The sequence below is a fragment of the Teichococcus aestuarii genome (assembly GCF_003116135.1).
In the GTDB taxonomy this organism is placed as follows: domain Bacteria; phylum Pseudomonadota; class Alphaproteobacteria; order Acetobacterales; family Acetobacteraceae; genus Pseudoroseomonas; species Pseudoroseomonas aestuarii.
The window spans coordinates 22,560-40,746 of record NZ_PDOA01000005.1 but is presented as its reverse complement, the minus strand read 5'-3'; the positions used below and the strand labels follow the sequence as shown (position 1 = coordinate 40,746).

The 18,187-nt window shown below is 73.8% G+C and carries 14 protein-coding genes; 13 read left to right on the top strand and 1 reads right to left on the bottom strand.

From position 1 onward, the window contains the following. Positions 1-254 precede the first annotated feature (254 nt). The 7 genes from ileS (at position 255) to mutL (ending at position 10,664) form a co-directional block, all read left to right on the top strand. Positions 255-3,086 carry an isoleucine--tRNA ligase gene (ileS, locus tag CR165_RS09570; protein ID WP_109516765.1) on the top strand — a complete coding sequence of 944 codons (2,832 nt, stop codon included), beginning with the start codon at positions 255-257 and terminating at the stop codon, positions 3,084-3,086. A 40-nt stretch (positions 3,087-3,126) separates the two neighbouring features. Beyond that, on the top strand, positions 3,127-3,624 hold the full coding sequence (gene lspA / locus CR165_RS09565; protein ID WP_109516764.1) for a signal peptidase II: 498 nt from the start codon (positions 3,127-3,129) through the stop codon (positions 3,622-3,624). Then, complete coding sequence (locus CR165_RS09560) at positions 3,621-4,208, top strand: DUF3035 domain-containing protein (RefSeq protein WP_109516763.1); 588 nt, start codon at positions 3,621-3,623, stop codon at positions 4,206-4,208. Before lspA ends, CR165_RS09560 begins: the two co-directional genes overlap by 4 nt. A gap of 89 nt (positions 4,209-4,297) precedes the next feature. Further along, positions 4,298-5,716: a M16 family metallopeptidase gene (locus CR165_RS09555; RefSeq protein WP_109516762.1), complete on the top strand. Its 1,419-nt coding sequence runs from the start codon at positions 4,298-4,300 to the stop codon at positions 5,714-5,716. After that, a complete protein-coding gene (locus tag CR165_RS09550) occupies positions 5,713-6,996 on the top strand; it encodes a M16 family metallopeptidase (protein ID WP_109516761.1) in 1,284 nt (427 codons plus the stop codon). Before CR165_RS09555 ends, CR165_RS09550 begins: the two co-directional genes overlap by 4 nt. Positions 6,997-7,066: 70 nt before the next feature. Beyond that, positions 7,067-8,728, top strand: coding sequence for a glucose-6-phosphate isomerase (pgi, locus tag CR165_RS09545; protein WP_109516760.1), 1,662 nt, complete (start codon positions 7,067-7,069; stop codon positions 8,726-8,728). Between the two features lie 112 nt (positions 8,729-8,840). After that, a complete protein-coding gene (gene mutL, locus CR165_RS09540; protein ID WP_109516759.1) occupies positions 8,841-10,664 on the top strand; it encodes a DNA mismatch repair endonuclease MutL in 1,824 nt (607 codons plus the stop codon). A gap of 6 nt (positions 10,665-10,670) precedes the next feature. On the opposite strand, the gene CR165_RS09535 is transcribed toward mutL, so the two are convergent. Then, positions 10,671-11,321 carry a YciI family protein gene (locus tag CR165_RS09535; RefSeq protein WP_245906300.1) on the bottom strand — a complete coding sequence of 217 codons (651 nt, stop codon included), beginning with the start codon at positions 11,319-11,321 and terminating at the stop codon, positions 10,671-10,673. A 294-nt stretch (positions 11,322-11,615) separates the two neighbouring features. On the opposite strand from CR165_RS09535, the gene rpmI reads away from it, so the two are divergent. From rpmI to mtaB, 6 genes are all read left to right on the top strand, one after another. Further along, complete coding sequence (gene rpmI / locus CR165_RS09530; protein WP_109516758.1) at positions 11,616-11,822, top strand: 50S ribosomal protein L35; 207 nt, start codon at positions 11,616-11,618, stop codon at positions 11,820-11,822. A gap of 17 nt (positions 11,823-11,839) precedes the next feature. After that, positions 11,840-12,211 (top strand): 50S ribosomal protein L20, encoded by a 372-nt coding sequence (rplT, locus tag CR165_RS09525; protein ID WP_109516757.1) that lies wholly within the window; start codon positions 11,840-11,842, stop codon positions 12,209-12,211. Between the two features lie 124 nt (positions 12,212-12,335). After that, on the top strand, positions 12,336-13,418 hold the full coding sequence (gene pheS / locus CR165_RS09520) for a phenylalanine--tRNA ligase subunit alpha (protein WP_109516756.1): 1,083 nt from the start codon (positions 12,336-12,338) through the stop codon (positions 13,416-13,418). A gap of 3 nt (positions 13,419-13,421) precedes the next feature. Then, a complete protein-coding gene (gene pheT, locus CR165_RS09515) occupies positions 13,422-15,893 on the top strand; it encodes a phenylalanine--tRNA ligase subunit beta (protein WP_109516755.1) in 2,472 nt (823 codons plus the stop codon). A gap of 121 nt (positions 15,894-16,014) precedes the next feature. After that, positions 16,015-16,857 carry a diaminopimelate epimerase gene (gene dapF / locus CR165_RS09510; protein ID WP_109516990.1) on the top strand — a complete coding sequence of 281 codons (843 nt, stop codon included), beginning with the start codon at positions 16,015-16,017 and terminating at the stop codon, positions 16,855-16,857. Positions 16,858-16,964: 107 nt separating this feature from the next. Beyond that, positions 16,965-18,164, top strand: coding sequence for a tRNA (N(6)-L-threonylcarbamoyladenosine(37)-C(2))-methylthiotransferase MtaB (gene mtaB, locus CR165_RS09505; protein ID WP_245906330.1), 1,200 nt, complete (start codon positions 16,965-16,967; stop codon positions 18,162-18,164). Positions 18,165-18,187 lie beyond the last annotated feature (23 nt).

Sequence of the window (18,187 nt, the reverse complement as noted above, 5' to 3'; positions counted from 1 at the left end):
GAGGGGGCTCCCGCATCTGGCGCGGCCCGGCGCCGCCGGCAAGCGGCGCCGAGTCTCCCTTGACCCCTGCCGCGCGGGGTCGCAAAACGCCGCCATGTCCCGGACGCAGCCTCGGCCGCAGGCGCCCCTGCTGGCGGCGCGAATTAGCTGCCCGGTCCTCGGCCAGGCTTCCTGGCGAGGGCCGGGTTCGCCGACGCGCGCTGCCTTCTTCATGCCCTGAAGCCCGCCCACCCTGGCGGCATGTGGACCTCCCGATGACCGACGCTCCTGGCCGCGACTACCGCGGCACCGTGTTCCTGCCGCAGACCCCCTTCCCGATGCGCGGCGACCTGCCGAAGCGCGAGCCCGGCTGGCTGGAGCGGTGGGAGAAGATCGGGCTGTGGGACCGCCTGCGCGCCCAGTCGGCGGGGCGGGAGAAATTCGTGCTGCATGACGGCCCGCCCTACGCCAATGGCGCGCTGCACATCGGCCACGCGCTGAACAAGGTGCTGAAGGACGTCATCAACCGCGCCGCCCAGATGAGCGGCAAGGACGCCGAGTACATCCCCGGCTGGGACTGCCACGGCCTGCCGATCGAGTGGAAGGTCGAGGAGGAGTACCGCAACCCCAAGGGCAAGTACCAGGGCGGGCGGGACAAGGACGCCGTGCCGGTGCTGGAGTTCCGCGCCGAGTGCCGCGCCTACGCCGCCCACTGGCTCGACGTGCAGCGCGAGGAGTTCAAGCGCCTCGGCGTCGCCGGCGACTGGGCCGGGCGCTACGCCACCATGGACTTCCCCTCGGAAGCCGCCATCGCCGGCGAGATCGGCAAGTTCCTGATGAACGGCTCCCTCTATCGCGGCCTGCGCCCGGTGATGTGGAGCCCGGTGGAAAAGACCGCCCTGGCCGAGGCCGAGGTCGAGTACCACGACCATAAGTCGGCCATCCTCTACACCGGCTTCCCCATCGTGACGGCGGCCGCCCCGGATCTGGTGGGCGCCGAGGCCGTCATCTGGACCACCACCCCCTGGACCATCCCGGCGAACCGCGCGCTCGCCTATGGCGGGGAGATCGACTACGCGCTGCTGACGGTGGATGGCGTGGCGGAGGGCACCACCCTGGTGCGCCCCGGCCAGCGCTTCATCGTGGCCGAGGCGCTGATCGGCGCCTTCGCCAAGGAGGTGGGGCTGGCCGCCTTCAGCGTGACGCGCGTGTTCAAGGGCACGGAGCTGGCCGGCGTCATCGCGGCCCACCCGCTGCGGAGCTGGGAAGGAAACCAGGGCGGCTACCAGTTCGAGGTGCCGCTGCTGGAGGGCGAGTTCGTCACCACCGAGGCGGGCACCGGCCTCGTCCACATGGCCCCCGCCCATGGCGAGGACGATTTCCACCTGACCCGCGCCCATGGCATCGCCGTGCCGGAATGCGTGGGGGATGACGGCACCTACACGGTGCAGGCGCCGGGCTTCGCGGGGCTGCACGTGTTCAAGGCGCATGACGCGGTGTGGGCGGCGCTGGAGGCCACCGGTCACCTCGCCGGCAAGGGCTTCATCACCCACAGCTACCCGCATAGCTGGCGCTCGAAGAAGCCGGTGATCTTCCGCGCGACGCCGCAATGGTTCATCGCCATGGACGATGCCAACCAGATCCGCGCCAAGTCGCTCCAGGCCATCGCCGAGACGCATTTCGTGCCGGACATGGGCCGCAACCGCATCGGCTCGATGGTGGCGGCACGGCCGGACTGGTGCATCAGCCGCCAGCGCGCCTGGGGCGTGCCGATCGCCGTCTTCGTCGAGAAGCGCACCGGCGAGGTGCTGCGCGACCAGGCGGTGCTGGACCGCGTCTGCGCCGCCTTCGCCGAGGAAGGCGCGGATGCCTGGTACAGGCCCGGCGCCGCCGCCCGCTTCCTCGGCCCGGACCGTGACCCGGACGCCTATGAGCAGGTGATGGACATCGTCGATGTCTGGTTCGAATCCGGCTCGACCCACGCCTTCGTGCTGCGCGACCGCGGCCTGCCGGTGCCGGCCGACCTCTACCTGGAGGGCTCGGACCAGCATCGCGGCTGGTTCCACTCCTCCCTGCTGGAGAGCGTCGGCGCCAACGGCTTTGCTCCCTTCAAGGCGATCCTGACGCACGGCTTCGTCCTGGACGAGACGGGCCGGAAGATGTCGAAGTCGCTCGGCAACGTCACCGCGCCGCAGGAGGTGACGAAGCAGTACGGCGCCGACATCCTCCGCCTCTGGGTGATGAACTCGGACACGGCGGACGACCTGCGCATCGGCAAGAACATCCTGGCGCAGCAGGCGGAGCTGTACCGGCGCATCCGCAACACGCTGCGCTGGCTGCTCGGCAACCTCGACGGCTTCGAGGAGGGCGAGAAGCTCCCCCATGCCGAGCTGCCCGAGCTGGAGCGCTGGGTGCTGCACCGCCTGACCGAGCTGGACGACCGGCTGCGCAAGGCGGTGCGGGATTACGACTGGAACGGCGTCTACCCCGAGATCCACGCCTTCTGCGCCACGGACCTCTCCGCCTTCTACTTCGACATCCGCAAGGACAGCCTCTACTGCGACGCGGCGGACAGCCCGCGCCGCCGCGCCGCCCGTACCGTGCTGGACGCGCTGCACCGCTGCCTGACCACCTGGCTCGCCCCCGTCATGCCCTTCACGGCGGAGGAGGCCTGGCTGGCCCGCTTCCCCTCCGAGGATGGCTCCGTCCACCTCGAGGATTTCTTCGCCGTGCCGGCGGAGTGGCGGGACGAGGCGCTGGCCGCCAAATGGGAACAGGTGCGGGAAGCGCGCCGCGGCGCCACCCAGCTGCTGGAGCTGGACCGCAAGGAGGGCCGCATCGGCTCCTCCCTGCAGGCGCGGGTGCGCTTCGGCACGGCGGGCGAGGCCGCCCGGCTGCTGCCGCCGGAACTGTGGGAAGAGGTGCTGATCGTCTCCGAGGTGGCCATCGAGCCGCCCGGCGGGGCGCAGCCCGAGGTCGCCACCGACCCCGCGCCCGGCCAGAAATGCGAGCGCTGCTGGCGCGTTCTGCCCGAGGTCGGCGCCTCCGCCGCCCACCCCACCCTCTGCCGCCGCTGCGAGGCGGTGGTGGAGCGCGCCGCCGCATGAGCCCGAACGGCGTGAGCCCGAACGGTGTGAGCCTGGGCGCATGAGCCTGAAGCTGGGGCTGCCGATCGCCGCCGGGCTGCTGGTGGCCGACCAGGCCAGCAAGTGGTGGGTCCTGGAGGTGCTGCGCCTGCCGGAGCGCTTCCAGGTGAAGCTGCTCGATTTCGGCAGCTTCGGCTTCGACTTCACCATGGTCTGGAACCGCGGCGTCACCTTCGGCCTGCTGGCGGGAGACACGGTCTGGCACCGCGCCGGCCTCGCCCTGCTGGCGCTGGCCGTCGTCGCCTTCCTGCTGCGCTGGCTGGCCCGGGCCGAGAACCGCCTCACCGCCGTGGCGCTCGGCGGCATCGTCGGCGGCGCCATCGGCAACGTCATCGACCGGCTGCGCTTCGGCGCGGTGGTGGATTTCGCCGATTTCTGGGTGGGCTCCTTCCACTGGTACGTGTTCAACCTCGCCGATGCCGCCATCGTGCTCGGCGTGGTGGCGCTGATCGCCGACGCCTTGTTCCGCCCCCGACAGACGGCTAAGGAAACGCCATGAGGCTGCTCCCCTTCCGCATCCCGGCTCTTCCCGGGGCCCGCGCCGCCCTCCTGCCGCTCGCCTGCGGTCTGCTGCTCTCCGGCTGCGGCTCGGACACGGCCCGCACCCTCGGCTTCACGCGCGACGCGCCGGACGAGTTCAGCGTGGTCACCCGCGCCCCGCTCTCCCTGCCGCCGACGCTGGGCGACCTGCCGCCGCCGCGGCCCGGCACCCCGCGCCCGCAGGAGCTGCGCGGCCGCGCCGCCGGCGAGGCCACGGTGGCGCCGGGCGCCGCCTTCGGCGTCGGCGCCTCCAGCGCCCCCTCCTCGGGCGAGATGGCGCTGCTGGCCGAGGCCGGGCCGCGCGTCCCCACCGGCATCCGCGGCCAGGTGGACGAGGAGAGCACCCGCCTCGACCAGCCCGACCGCAGCGTGGTGGACCGGCTGATGTTCTGGCGCGACGCCCCGGCGCCCGGCGTGGCGGTGGACCCGCAGCGCGAGTCGCAGCGCCTGCGCGAGAATTCCGCCCTCGGCCGCGAGCCGGTGGATGGCGAGACCCCGGTGATCCAGCGGCGCCGCGAGGGCCTGTTCGAGAGGCTGTTCTGAACGGCCCGGCGCCGGATCTGCCGGAGAGCGGCGGGCCGTCGCCCGCCGGCCCTGGTGGCATGGCGGGGGACGCCCCATGTGAGGCGGCGATGTGCGCCCTCTCCCGTCGCGCGGCCATCACGGCCGCTGCCGCCCTCCCCGCCCTCGCCGTGCTGCCGCCCGCGCGGAGCCAAACGCAGCCGGCTTCCCCACCCCCTGCCGCGCCCGCCGCCCTGCCGGCGGAGAAGCCGCTGTTCGGCGCCAGCCTCTGGACGCTACCAAACGGGCTGACCGTGGTGCATGCCGAGAACCGGCGCGCGCCGGTGGTGGCGCACTACGTGTTCTACAGCGTCGGCGCCGGCGAGGACCCGGCCGGCAAGTCCGGCCTCGCCCACTTCCTTGAGCACATGATGTTCAAGGGCAGCCCGAACGTGCCCTCCGGCGCCTTCTCCCGCCGTGTGGCGCGGGAGGGCGGGCAGGACAACGCCTTCACCTCGCGCGATGTCACCGCCTACCACCAGCATGTCGAGGCCACCCGCCTCGCCCTGGTGGCGGGCATGGAGGCGGACCGCATGGCCAGCGCCCTGTTCCCGGCCGACGAGATCGAGGCCGAGCGGCAGGTGGTGCAGGAGGAGCGGCGCCAGCGCGTGGAGAGCACCGCGCGCGGCCGCTTCCGCGAGGACTGGGACGCCGCCTTTTGGGGCCGCCAGCACTGGCGCGGCCGGCCGCTGATCGGCTGGCCGGAGGATATCGCCAGCCTCTCGCGCGACGACATGCTGGAATTCTTCCGCACCTACTACACCCCCGCCAACGCCACGCTGGTGGTGACCGGCGCCATCGGCCGCGAGGCGCTGGAGAAGCTGGCGGTGGCCGATTACGGCGGCATCCAGGGCCGCCCCGCCCCCTACGACAAGGGCCGCCGCAACCGCGCCCCCGCCCCCGATGCCCCGCGGGAGGAGCGGCTGATGCGCCGCGACCCGACGGTGCAGGAGGCCGCCTTCCTGCGCGGCTGGGTGGCCCCCACCCTGACCGGCGCCACGCCGAGCGAGCAGGCCTATCCGCTGGAGGTGCTCTCCCACCTGCTGGGCGGCGGCCAGGGCTCCCGCCTGCACGAGGCGCTGGTGCAGAGCGGCCTCGCCGTCTCCGCCGGCTGCGGCTACGACGGGGATGCCATCGGCACCGGCAATCTGGAGCTGTTCGTCACCCCCCGCCGCGAGACCACCACGGCGAAGCTGGAGGAGGCGGTCGGCGCCTGCATCGGCACGCTGCTGGAGAAGGGCGTGACCGAGGCGGAGGTGGCGCGCTCCATCCGCCAGCTCACCGCCGGCACGCTGCTGGCGCTGGACAGCCTGGGCACCGCGCCGCGCATCCTGGGCGGCACGCTCGCCACCGGCCTGCCGCTGGAGGCCATCGAGTACTGGCCCGCCCGCATCCGCGCCGTGACGCGTGCCCAGGTGGAGGCGGCCGCCCGCGCCGTGCTGGCCCGCCCCTCGATGAGCGGCTGGCTGCTGCCGGAGGGCGCGGCATGAGCGCCGACCCGAACGCCCCCGGCTTCTCGCTGCCCATCCAGGTGGTGGAGGGCGGTGGCTTCACCGCCTGGCTGGCCGAGGACCATTCGGTGCCGGTGGTCAGCCTCGCTTGGTCCTGGCCGGGCGGCGCATCGCTCGACCCCAAGGGGCAGGAGGGCGCCTCGGCGCTCGCCGCCGCGCTGATGACCGAGGGCGCCGGCGACCTCTCCGCCCTGGCCTTCGCCGATGCGCTGCGCGACGAGGGCATCGGCCTCGACTTCAGCGCCGCGCGCGACAGCTTCGACGGCAGCCTGCGCGCCCTCGCCCCCGCCCTGCCGCAGGCGGTGCGCCTCGCCCGGCTGGCGATGACGGCGCCCACCCTGGCCGAGCCGGACGTGGCGCGGCTGCGCGCCCGCGCCATCGCCCGCGCCCGGCAGTCGCTGGAAGGGCCGCGCGGCCGTGGCGCCCGCGCCTTCTGGGCCGCCGGCTACCCCGACCATCCCGCTGGCCGCCCTTCCGGCGGCACGGAGGAAAGCCTGGCCGCGCTGACGGTGGAGCAGCTCCGTGCCGCGCTGGGCCGCCATCTGCGCCGTGGCCCCCAGGGCCGGGAGGGGCTGCTGGTGGCTGCCTCCGGCGCCATCACCGCGGCGGAGCTGGCCGCGCTGCTGCCCGAGCTGCTGGGCGCCCTGCCGGAAGGCGCGCCGCCCGCGCCGCCGCCGCTGCCGGATTTCCGCCAGTTCGGCACCCAGGTGGTGCCGGTGGCCTCGCCGCAATCCTTCGTGCTGTTCGGCCAGCCCGGCCTCCCGGTGGACGACCCGGACTGGGAGGCGGCGCAGGTGGTGCTGCGCATCCTGGCCGGCGGCGGCTTCACCGCCCGCCTCACCCGCAGCATCCGCGAGGAGCGGGGCCTGACCTACGGCATCGGCGCCGGGCTCGACGTGCTGTTCGGCCAGAGCGTGCTGGCCGGCTCCTGCGCCACGGTCAATGCGCGGGTGGCCGAGCTGCTCGGCGTGCTGCGCGCCGAGTGGAAGCGCATGGCCGAGCAGGGCCCGACGGCGGAGGAGATGGAGGAGGCGGTGGCCTACATGACCGGCAGCCAGCCGCTCCAGTTCACCGACAGCCGCCGAACCGCCGCCACCCTGCTGGCGATGCGCCGCAACGGCCGCCCGCTGGACTGGCTCGAGCGCCGCCCTGCCCGCCTGGCCGCCATCAGCCGCGGGCAGGCGACGAAACTCGCGGCCCGCCTGCTCGTTCCCGGTCAGCTTTCCGTGACGGTTGCGGGGCAACCGGAGGGGTTGTAGGGCGGGGGCTTCAACGACAGCCGGTGACGCTCTAGCCTGCCCGCACGGAGTGAAACTGGGGACCGACTGCATGACGCTTTCCGCGCGCGAGACCGCCTGGGCCCGGATCCATTTGCTGGCCCGGCAGCCCGGCGCCGGATCGATCCGGCCCCTGTTCGACGCCGACCCGGAGCGCTTCGAGCGCTTCCACCGCAAGGCCTGCGGCATCCTGCTCGACATGTCCAAGACCTCGATCGATTCCGAGATCCTGGCAGCGCTGCTGGAGCTGGCGCAGGCCTCCCAGGTGACGGCGCGGCGCGACGCCATGGCGGCCGGCCAGATCGTCAACCAGACCGAGCAGCGCGCCGTGCTGCACATGGCGCTGCGGGCACCGCGCAGCGCCGGCTTCCGCGCCGCCCTGCCCGAGGGCGGCTACGAGGATGCCAGCGCCTCGGTGGAGGAGACGCTGGAGCGGATGCGGCAGTTCACCCGCGCCATCCACACCGGCGACATTCGCGGCGCCACCGGCGAGACCTTCACCGATGTCATCAACATCGGCATCGGCGGCTCCGACCTCGGCCCCTTCATGGCCAGCCGGGCACTCTGGACGGTCCGCTCGCCGATGCGGCCGCTCTACCTGGCCAATGCCGACGCGCACAACTGGGAGGCCATCCGCCCCCGGCTGAACCCGCACCGCACCTTGATGCTGGTGGCCAGCAAGACCTTCACCACCGCCGAGACCATGGCCAATGCCCGGGTGGTGCGCGGCTGGCTGGAGCGCAACCTGGGCGAGGCCGGCGCGCGCCGGCACATGGCCGCCCTCTCCACCAACCACGAGGCCACCTCGGCCTTCGGCATCATGCCGGACCGGGTGTTCGGCTTCCACGACTGGGTGGGCGGGCGCTTCTCCCTGTGGTCGGCGATCGGCCTTTCCATCGCGCTGGGCTGCGGCTGGGACGAGTTCTCGCAGCTGCTGGCCGGCGCCCGCTCGATGGACGAGCACTTCCTCACCGCGCCGCCCGAGCAGAACCTGCCGCTGCTGCTGGCGCTCATCACCGCCTGGCACGTCAACGGGCTGGGGCTGAAGGCGCATGCCATCCTGCCCTACGACCACCGCCTCTCCCGCTTCCCGGCGCATCTGCAGCAGCTGGAGATGGAGAGCCTGGGCAAGCGCGTCACCCTGGCCGGCGAGCCGGTGCGGCACGACACCGGCCCGGTGATCTTCGGCGAGCCGGGCACCAACGCGCAGCATTCCTTCATGCAGCTGCTGCACCAGGGCACCACCCCCGTGCCGGCCGATTTCGTGCTGGTGGCCAACCCGAACCACCCCTATGCCGACAACCACCGCCTGCTGCTGGCCAACGGCCTGGCCCAGGCCGAGGCCCTGCTGCGCGGCCGCACCGAGGCGGAGGTGACCGCCGAGATGCGGAAGGCCGGCACCCCGCCCGAGGAGATCGCCCGGCTGCTGCCGCACCGCCTCTTCCCCGGCGACCGGCCGAGCACCACCCTGCTGCTGGACCGGCTGGACGCCTACACGCTGGGCCAGCTCGTGGCGCTCTACGAGCACAAGGTGTTCTGCCTCGGCGCGCTGTGGGACATCGACGCCTTCGACCAGTGGGGGGTGGAGCTGGGCAAGCAGCTCGCCAAGTCGATCCTGCCGGAGCTGGAGCCGGCGGGCCGCGTGGGCGAGCACGACCCCTCCACGGCGGGGCTGATCGCGCGCATCCGCGACATGCAGGGCAACCCGAACTGAGGCGGCGCCGGGGAAGCACCCTTCCCCGGCCGGCAATCCGGCGGCTCTTTTCCGGCAGCGTTTCCGGGCGCGGCTGCGGCGCCGCCCGCCGGGCTGCGCTATAAGCCCGGGCATGGACCGCATCCGCCTTCTCTCCGCCACCACGGCCGACCGCATCGCCGCCGGCGAGGTGGTCGAGCGCCCCGCCGCCGCCGTGAAGGAGCTGGTGGAGAACGCGCTCGACGCCGGCGCCCGCCGCATCCATGTGGCGCTGGAGGGAGGCGGCACCGGGCGCATCCTGGTGGAGGATGACGGCGCCGGCATGTCGCCGGCCGATCTCGCCCTCTGCGTCGAGCGGCACGCCACCTCCAAGCTGCCGGAGGAGGCGGCGCTGTTCCGCATCGCCACGCTGGGCTTCCGCGGCGAGGCGCTGCCCTCGATCGGCGCCGTGGCGCGGCTCTGCATCACCAGCCGCCCGCAGGGGGGCGAGGCGCACCAGATCACCGTCGAAGGGGGCGCCAAGGGCGAGGTGCGGCCCGCCGCCGGCGCCCCGGGCACGCGCGTCGAGGTGCGGGACCTGTTCTACGCCACCCCCGCCCGCCGCAAGTTCCTCAAGACCCCCGGCACCGAGGCGGGGCACGCGGTGGAGGCGGTACGCCGCCTGGCGCTGGCCTGGCCGGAGGTGGCCTTCCGCGTGGAGCTGGAGGGGCGCGCCGTGCTGAACGTGGCGCCGGCCGACCGCGCCGGGCGCCTCGCCGCCGTGCTGGGGCCGGATTTCGCCGCCGCCGCCGTGCCGGTGGGCGGCGCCTCCTGGGAGGCGCTGACGCTCGACGGCATGGCCGCCCTGCCCGGCCTGACCCGCCCCACCGCGGCCGAGCAGCACCTCGTCGTCAACCGCCGCCCCGTGCGGGACCCGCTGCTGCGCGCCGCGCTGCGCGTGGCCTACCGCGACCTCATCGCCAGCGGGCGGCACCCGGTGGCGGCGCTGTTCATCGACCTCCCCCCCGAGATGGTGGATGTGAACGTCCACCCGATGAAGACCGAACTGCGCTTCCGCGAGGCCGGCGCGGTGCGCGGCGCGCTGATCTCGGCGCTGCGCCGGGCGCTGGCGGTGGGCGCCGGGACCACGGGCGCCGTGGTGGAGGAGGAAGGGGCGGAAGGCGGCGCCCCTCCGCCCGCCGCGCCCTGGCCTTCCGCCGGCGGGCGGCCGGAGCCCTTCCAGCCCGGCTTCGCCGAGGCGGAGCCGGGCTTCGCCGGGCCGCGCGCGCACGGCTTCTCCTGGCAGCCCGGGCTGCGCCTGCCCGCGCCGCGCCCCGCCTTCCCCGCCCCTGTTGCCGGCGCCGCGCCCGCCCCCCTTCCGCCAGCTGCGGCGGAAGGCCCGCTCGGCCGCCCGGTGGCGCAGCTGATGGAGACCTACGTCCTGGCCGAGGCGCCGGATGGGGCGCTGATCCTGGTGGACCAGCATGCGGCACATGAGCGGCTGACGCACGAGGCCTTCAAGGCGCAGCTGCTGGAGGGGCAGGTGCGCAGCCAGCCCCTGCTGCTGCCCGCCGTGGTGGAGCTGGCGCCGCTGGAATGCGGCCGCCTGCTGGAGGCCGCCCCCGCCCTGGAGCGGCTCGGGCTGGAGCTGGAGGGCTTCGGCCACGGCGCGGTGCTGGTGCGCGCCCTGCCTGCCCTGCTCGGCAACCCCGACCCCGCGCCCCTGCTGCGCGACCTCTGCGCCGAACTGGCCGAGTGGGAGGAAAGCACGGCGCTGGGGCGGCGGCTGGATGCCGCCATCGCGCGGCTGGCCTGCCATGGCTCGATCCGCGCCGGGCGGCGGCTGAACCCGGCCGAGATGGACGCGCTGCTGCGGCAGATGGAGGCCACGCCACGCGCCTCCACCTGCAGCCACGGCCGCCCCACCTGGCTGCGCTTCGGCAAGGCGGAGTTCGAGAAGCTGTTCGGGCGGCGGTGAGGCCGCTCAGCCCACACCCGGCAGCGGCCGGTAGGGCAGCGGCGCGAAGCGCGTGGCGTGCCAGGAGACCTCCCGCCAGACATCCTGGCGCAGATAGGGGTCCTCCGCCCACCAGCCCTGGGCCGCCGCCACGGAAGGGTGTGCGGTGATGGCCACCGAGCCCACCATCCGCCCGCCCGGCGCGTCCAGGATGGCGCCGCCCAGCGCCAGCAGCCCCGCCCGCGCCGCCGGCTCCACCCGGGCGAAATGCGCCTCGCGCGCCGCCAGGCGCCGCGCCGGTGCCGCCTCGTCCCGCCCGTCCCAGGCGATGGCGATGGTGTGGGTGGGCCGCTCCGGCGTGGGCTGCTCCGGCGCCGGCTCCGCCGGCAGGGGGCGCCAGGGCAGCGGGGCGAGGCGGAACACATGCACCGCATGGCTCTGCCAGACCTCTTTCTGCCGGAAGGGCTCGGCCTCCAGGTAGCGCTCCAGCGCCTCGGGCCGCAGCAGCATCAGCGAGCCCTGGTATTGCCCCGCCGCATCCTGCAGCGGCACCCCGGCGAGCAGCTCCCCCGCCGCCGCCATCGGCCCGATCAGCGCCAGATGCGCCGCGCGCGCCGCGCCGATCCGCGACGCCGCATCCACGGCCGCCCGCGCCAGCACCAGCCGGCATTCCGTCATCGCCCTTCCTCCCGCACCGGATCTCTGGCGGCCATGCTGCGCCAGGCGCGCCGCGCTGCCCAGGGCCGGAACGGGACCCGGCGCGGCGCGGCATGCGAAGCGTCCTGCGCGGCGCGGCGCGCGAATCGGCCCGCCGCGGAGCGGCATGCGAATCGGCCTCCGGCCTTGCCGCGCGGGCCGGGCATGGCTATACCCCCGCCTCTTCCCGCGCGTCCGGGCCTGTAGGGCATGCCCGGCCGCGGTTCCGTGTCCGCCTCTCCGGAGGCAGGGCGCTTCAGGACCAGGAGTACCGAAATGCCCAAGATGAAGACGAAGTCGAGCGTCAAGAAGCGGTTCACGCTGACGGCGACCGGCAAGGTGAAGGCTGGCGCCGGCAACAAGCGCCACATGCTGACCGCCAAGACCAACAAGATGAAGCGGCAGAACCGCGGCACCTACGTGCTGGACAAGCAGGATGGTGACACGGTGAAGCAGTGGATGCCGTACGGTTCGGCCCGGTAAGACAGAGGATCTGAACCATGGCTCGTGTTAAGCGCGGCGTCGCCGCCCACGCCCGTCACAAGAAGGTCCTCAAGCTCGCCAAGGGCTATGTCGGCCGTTCCTCCAAGGCCTACCGCCCCGCGCTCGAGCGCGTCGAGAAGGCCCTGCAGTACGCCTACCGCGACCGCCGCGTTAAGAAGCGCGAGTTCCGCGGCCTGTGGATCCAGCGCATCAATGCCGCGACCCGCGAGCATGGCCTGACCTACTCGAAGTTCATCGCCGGCCTGAAGGCCGCGAACATCGAGCTGGACCGCAAGGTGCTGGCCGCCATCGCCTTCGAGGACTCCGCCGCGTTCGGCGCCCTGGTCGAGAAGGCCAAGGCGGCGCTGCCGGCTTCGGCCGAGGCGTGATCTCCGCCCCCTCCTGAGGGGGCTGCGATGACCGAGCCGCCGCCGCCCTGGGCTTCCAGGGCGTCCGGCGGCTCTTTTCGTATCGGCGCATCCGAGACGCGCCAGGCACGGACGGGACGATACCATGACGGATGATCTCGCCACCCTGCAGGCGGAGACCGAGGCCGCGCTGGCCGCCGCCGCCGACCTCCGCGCGCTGGACGCGGTGCGGGTGGGCACGCTGGGCAAGAGCGGCGCGCTGACCGCGCTGCTGAAGGGGCTGGGCGCCGTGCCCGCCGAGCAGCGCAAGGAGCGCGGCGCCGCCGTGAACCGGCTGAAGGCCACGCTGGAGGCCGCCATCGAGGCGCGCCGCGTGGCCCTCGACGCCGCCGCCCTGGAGGCGCGCCTCGCCGCCGAGCGGCTGGACGTGACGCTGCCGCCCCGTCCCTTCCCGCCCGCCGGCGCCGAGCAGGGGGCCATCCACCCCATCGCCCGCACCATCGAGGAGATCGTGGCGATCTTCGGCGCCATGGGCTTTGCCCTGGCCGAGGGGCCGGACATCGAGGGCGACTGGTACAATTTCGGCGCGCTGAACATCCCCGACCACCACCCGGCGCGGCAGGACCACGACACCTTCTACGTCCCCGCCGGCCCCGATGGCCGCCGCCCCGTGCTGCGCACCCACACCAGCCCGGTGCAGATCCGCACCATGCTGGGGCAAGAGCCGCCGATCCGCGTCATCGTCCCCGGCCGCACCTGGCGCGCCGACCATGACGCGACGCACAGCCCGATGTTCCACCAGGTGGAGGGGCTGGTGATCGACCGTGGCATTTCTCTCGGTCACCTGAAGGGGTGCCTGGTCGATTTCCTGCGCGCCTTCTTCGGCATCAGCGACCTGCCGGTGCGCTTCCGCGCCTCCTACTTCCCCTTCACCGAGCCCTCGATGGAGGTGGATATCGGCTGGAACCGCAAGACCGGCGAGCTGGGCAAGGGCGGCGACTGGCTGGAAATTCTGGGCAGCGGCATGGTGCATCCGCGCGTGCTGGCCAATTGCGGCATCGACCCGCGCGAATTCCAGGGCTTCGCCTTCGGCATGGGCATCGAGCGCATCACCATGCTCAAGCACGGCATCCCGGATCTGCGCCCCTTCTATGAGAGCGACGTGCGCTGGCTGCGCCACTACGGCACCAGCCCCCTCTCCCCCGCCACCCTGGCCGAAGGGGTCTGAGCGATGAAGTTCTCCCTCAGCTGGCTGAAGCAGCACCTCGAGACCGAGGCGACTCTCGACCAGATCACCGCCGCCCTCAACACCATCGGCCTGGAGGTCGAGGGGGTCGAGGACCGGGGCGCGGCGCTCGCGCCCTTCCGCATCGCCCATGTGGTCGAGGCGGTGCAGCACCCGAACGCCGACCGCCTGCGCGCCTGCACCGTCGATGTGGGGGATGGCGTGCTCCGCTCCGTCGTCTGCGGTGCGCCGAATGCCCGCACCGGCATGAAGGCCGTGCTCGGCCTGCCCGGCGCCTATGTGCCCGGCACCGGCATCATGCTGAAGGTCGGCGAGATCCGCGGCGTGAAGAGCGAGGGCATGATGTGCTCCTCGCGCGAGCTGGGCCTCGGCGACGACCATGAGGGCATCATCGACCTGCCGGCCGACGCGCCGGTGGGCGTGCCCTACGCCACATGGGCGGGGCTGGACGACCCGGTGGTGGAGATCTCCATCACCCCCAACCGGGGCGACGCGCTCTCCATCCGCGGCATCGCCCGCGACCTCGCCGCCGCCGGCCTCGGCACGCTGAAGCCCTTCGCGCCCGAGCCGGTGCCGGGGGTCTATCCCTCGCCGCTGCGCTGGGTGGTAGAGGATACGGTGGCCTGCCCCTGGGTGCTCGGCCGCGCCGTGCGCGGCGTGAAGAACGGCCCCTCGCCCAAATGGCTGCAGGACCGGCTGGTCTCCATCGGCCTGCGCCCGATCAACGCGCTGGTGGACATCACCAACTTCTTCACCTTCGACCTCGGCCGCCCGCTGCACGTCTTCGACGTGGCCAAGGTGAAGGGCGATGCCCTGTTCCTCCGCCCCGGCCACGCCGGCGAGACCTTCCTGGCGCTGAACGGCAAGGAGGTGGCGGTCACGCCGGAGGATCTGGTGATCGCCGATGCCGAGGCGGTGGAAAGCCTCGCCGGCATCATGGGCGGCGAGCATTCCGGCTCGGACGAGGGCACCACCGAGGTGTTCATCGAATGCGCCCTGTTCGACCCGGTGCGGATCGCCCTCTCCGGCCGCCGGCATGAGCTGCGCTCCGATGCCCGCCAGCGCTTCGAGCGCGGCATCGACCCGGCGCTGCTGCCCGATGCGCTGGAGGCGGCCACGGCCATGGTCATCGCCCTCTGCGGCGGCGAGGCCTCCGAGGTGACGCAGGCCGGGGCGGAGCCGATGTGGCGGCGCCAGGCCAGCCTGCGCTTCGAGCGCATCGCCGGCCTCGGCGGCGCCGACATCGACGCCGACACGGCGGTGGCCACGCTGGAGCGCCTCGGCTTCGGCGTGGTGGCGCGGGATGCGGCGCGGGTGACGGTCTCCGTCCCCTCCTGGCGCAACGACGTCGCCGCCCAGGGCAGCCTGACCCAGGCGCCCGGCCTGCCGGCGGAGCGCGCCCAGGCCGCCGCCGAGGGCTGCGCCGCCATCGAGCCGGAATGCGACCTGCTGGAGGAGGTGCTGCGCATCCACGGGCTGGACCGCATCCCGGCCGTGTCGCTGCCCGTCGCCTCCCCCGTGCCGCGCCCCGCGCTGACGCCGAGGCAGGCCCGCGCCGTGCTGGCCCGCCGCACGCTGGCCGCGCGCGGCATGCTGGACTGCGTCTCCTTCGGCTTCCTCGACAGCCGCGTGGCGGCCCGCTTTGGCGACACGCCCGCCGCGCTGCGGCTGGAGAACCCGATCGCCGCCGATCTCGACCAGATGCGCCCCACCCCCGTGGCGAGCCTGACCCTGGCCGCCGCCCGCAACGCCGCGCGCGGCTACCCGGACGTGGCGCTGTGCGAGCTGGGCGCCGCCTACCGCGACATCACGCCCGAGGGGCAGCTCACCGTGGCCGCCGGCCTGCGCCTGGGCGAGACGCCGCGCCACTGGGCATCCCCGGCCCGCGCCGTGGACGCGATGGACGCCAAGGGCGACGCGCTGGCCGTGCTGGCGGCGCTCGGCGTGCCGATGGCGGCGCTCTCCGTCACCACCGACGCCCCCGGCTACTACCACCCCGGCCGCTCCGGCGTGGTGCGGCAGGGGCCGAAAGTGGTGCTGGCGCAGTTCGGCGAGCTGCACCCGAAGCTGCGCGAGGAGCTCGGCCTCGCCGGCCCGGCGGTGGCCTTCGAGGTGTTCCTCGACGCCATCCCCGAGCCGAAGCGCAAGAAGAAGGCGGCGCCGGACCTGCCCGCCTTCCAGCCGCTGAAGCGGGACTTCGCCTTCCTGGTGGACACCGGCGTGCCGGCGGAGAACCTGCTCCGCGCCGCGCGCGGGGCGGAGCGGACACTGATCACGGATGTGGCGCTGTTCGACCGCTACGCCGGCGAGAAGCTGCCCGAGGGCAAGGTCTCGCTCGCGCTGGAGGTGACGCTGCAGCCGCGCGAGGCCAGCCTGACGGATGCCGAGATCGAGGCGGTGGGGGCGAAGATCGTCGCCGCCGTGGCCAAGGCGACCGGCGCCACGCTGCGCGGGTGAGAAGCAAGGGCGGGGGAAGGAATTCCCCCGCGCCCCCATCTTTTTTCTGCAAGTCGGCCCAGAGCGAAGAAGCAGGCCACGGGCCTTCATTTCGGCGGCCATGCGGGGCATATGGCGCAGCATGATCCCGTTCCGGAAGATGCACGGGCTGGGCAATGACTTCGTCATCGTCGATGCCCGCCCCGCCCCGCTGCCGCTGGCCCCCACGCGCATCGCCGCGCTGTCGGACCGTCATTACGGCATCGGCTGCGACCAGTTCATCACCCTGGAGACGCCCGGACCAGGGGCGGATGTGTTCATGCGCATCCACAACCCGGACGGCTCCGAGGCCGGCGCCTGCGGCAACGCCACGCGCTGCGTCGCCCACCTGCTGATGGCCGAGACGGGGCGGGAGCGGGTGGTGGTCCGCACCATCCGCGGCGACCTGCCCTGCGAGCGCCTGCCGGACGGCCCCCACGGAACCGACTGGGTCCGCGCCGACATGGGCCCGCCCCTGCTCGGCTGGCGGGAGGTGCCGCTGGCGGCCGAGATGGACACGCTCCACCTGCCGATGGACCTCGGCGCCGTCGCCGACCCCGCCGCCTGCTCGATGGGCAACCCGCACGCCACCTTCTTCGTCCCCGAGCTGGACGCCATCGACTGGCGCGCCCTCGGCCCGGTGGCCGAGCACCACGCGCTGCTGCCGGAGCGCGCCAATATCGGCTTCGCGCAGGTGCTGGCGCCGGACCATATCCGCGTCGCCATCTGGGAGCGCGGCGCGGGGCCGACCCTGGCCTGCGGCTCCGGCGCCTGCGCCACGCTGGTCAACGCGCACCGGCGGGGCCTGGCCGGCCGCCGCGCCCGGGTCGAGCTGCCCGGCGGCACGCTGGAGATGGAATGGCGGCTGGGCGGCCATGTGCTGATGGCCGGCCCCGTGGCCACCGCCTTCGAGGGCCGCTTCGACCCGCAGGCCTTCCCGGGATGAATGCCCGCCCGCCGGAGGCAGCCGGCGCGCCGGCCGAGGATCTCTCCGCCGGGCCGGTGCGGGTGCTCAGCTTCGGCTGCCGGCTGAACACCTATGAGAGCGTGGCGATGCGCGAGCTGGCGCTGCGGGCGGGGCATGAAGGCGCCATCCTGGTCAACACCTGCGCCGTCACCGCCGAGGCGGAGAAGCAGGCGCGCAAGGCCATCCGCCGCGCCGCGCGGGAGAACCCGGGCGCGCCGATCCTGGTCACCGGCTGCGCCGCGCAGATCGCCCCCGATTCCTGGGCGGCGTTGCCGGGCGTCGCGCGCGTCATCGGCAACGCCGACAAGCTGAAGCCGGAGGCCTGGGCCCCCGCCGCGCCGCCCGCCCCCGTTTCCGACGTCATGGCCGCCACCGAGACGGCGGCGCATCTCGTCACCGAATTCGCCGGGCGGGCGCGGGCCTTCGTGCAGGTGCAGCAGGGCTGCGACCACCGCTGCACCTTCTGCGTCATCCCCTATGGGCGCGGCCCTTCCCGCTCCGTGCCGGTGGGCGCCATCGTGGCGCAGGTGCGGGCGGTGCTGGAGGCCGGCTACCGCGAGGTGGTGCTGACGGGGGTGGACATCGCCAGCTACGGCACCGACCTTCCGGGGCGGCCGCCGCTCGGGCAGATGGTACGTCGCCTGCTGGCCCTGGTGCCGGAGCTGCCGCGGCTGCGCCTCTCCTCGCTCGACCCGGCGGCGATGGACGAGGATCTCTGGCGCCTGCTGGCGGAGGAGCCCCGGCTGATGCCGCACCTGCACCTCTCCCTGCAACACGGGGCGGAGCTGATGCTGAAGCGCATGCGCCGCCGCCATGGCCGGGCGGAGGCGCTGGCCTGCGCCCGCCGCGCGCAGGCGCTGCGCCCGGGCCTCGCCCTCGGTGCCGACCTCATCGCCGGCTTCCCGACCGAGACCGAGGAACACTTCGCCGAGATGCTGGCGCTGGTGGAGGAGGCGGGGCTGACCTTCCTGCATGTCTTCCCCTATTCCGAGCGGCCGGGCACGCCCGCCGCGCGGATGCCGCAGCTGCCGGTGCCGCTGCGCCGGGAGCGCGCCGCCCGGCTGCGCGCCGCCGGCGCCGAGGCCGCCCTGCGCTTCTACAACGCCCGTCTTGCATTCGCCCGTCTGGGACAGGAGGAATCGGTGCTGCTGGAAAGTCCCGATCGTGGCCATACCGAGCATTTCGCCCCGCTGCGCCTGAAGGGCGCCACGGGCCATCATGGCGCCGTGCTGCGCGCCCGCGTCACCGCCGCGGGGCCGGATGGCCTGCTGGCCGAGGTGGCCTGAGGCATGGCGCTGCGTGACCTGTG

Excerpts from the sequence above, each read along its gene's own strand:
- CR165_RS09535 (WP_245906300.1), bottom strand. The coding sequence starts at position 11,321 with ATGACGGAATGCCGGCTGGTGCTGGCGCGGGCGGCCGTGGATGCGGCG.
- rplT (WP_109516757.1), top strand. The coding sequence starts at position 11,840 with ATGGCTCGTGTTAAGCGCGGCGTCGCCGCCCACGCCCGTCACAAGAAG.
- dapF (WP_109516990.1), top strand. The coding sequence starts at position 16,015 with ATGATCCCGTTCCGGAAGATGCACGGGCTGGGCAATGACTTCGTCATC.
- pheT (WP_109516755.1), top strand. The coding sequence starts at position 13,422 with ATGAAGTTCTCCCTCAGCTGGCTGAAGCAGCACCTCGAGACCGAGGCG.
- pgi (WP_109516760.1), top strand. The coding sequence starts at position 7,067 with ATGACGCTTTCCGCGCGCGAGACCGCCTGGGCCCGGATCCATTTGCTG.
- ileS (WP_109516765.1), top strand. The coding sequence starts at position 255 with ATGACCGACGCTCCTGGCCGCGACTACCGCGGCACCGTGTTCCTGCCG.
- CR165_RS09560 (WP_109516763.1), top strand. The coding sequence starts at position 3,621 with ATGAGGCTGCTCCCCTTCCGCATCCCGGCTCTTCCCGGGGCCCGCGCC.
- mtaB (WP_245906330.1), top strand. The coding sequence starts at position 16,965 with ATGCGCGAGCTGGCGCTGCGGGCGGGGCATGAAGGCGCCATCCTGGTC.
- lspA (WP_109516764.1), top strand. The coding sequence starts at position 3,127 with ATGAGCCTGAAGCTGGGGCTGCCGATCGCCGCCGGGCTGCTGGTGGCC.
- CR165_RS09555 (WP_109516762.1), top strand. The coding sequence starts at position 4,298 with ATGTGCGCCCTCTCCCGTCGCGCGGCCATCACGGCCGCTGCCGCCCTC.
- CR165_RS09550 (WP_109516761.1), top strand. The coding sequence starts at position 5,713 with ATGAGCGCCGACCCGAACGCCCCCGGCTTCTCGCTGCCCATCCAGGTG.
- pheS (WP_109516756.1), top strand. The coding sequence starts at position 12,336 with ATGACGGATGATCTCGCCACCCTGCAGGCGGAGACCGAGGCCGCGCTG.
- rpmI (WP_109516758.1), top strand. The coding sequence starts at position 11,616 with ATGCCCAAGATGAAGACGAAGTCGAGCGTCAAGAAGCGGTTCACGCTG.
- mutL (WP_109516759.1), top strand. The coding sequence starts at position 8,841 with ATGGACCGCATCCGCCTTCTCTCCGCCACCACGGCCGACCGCATCGCC.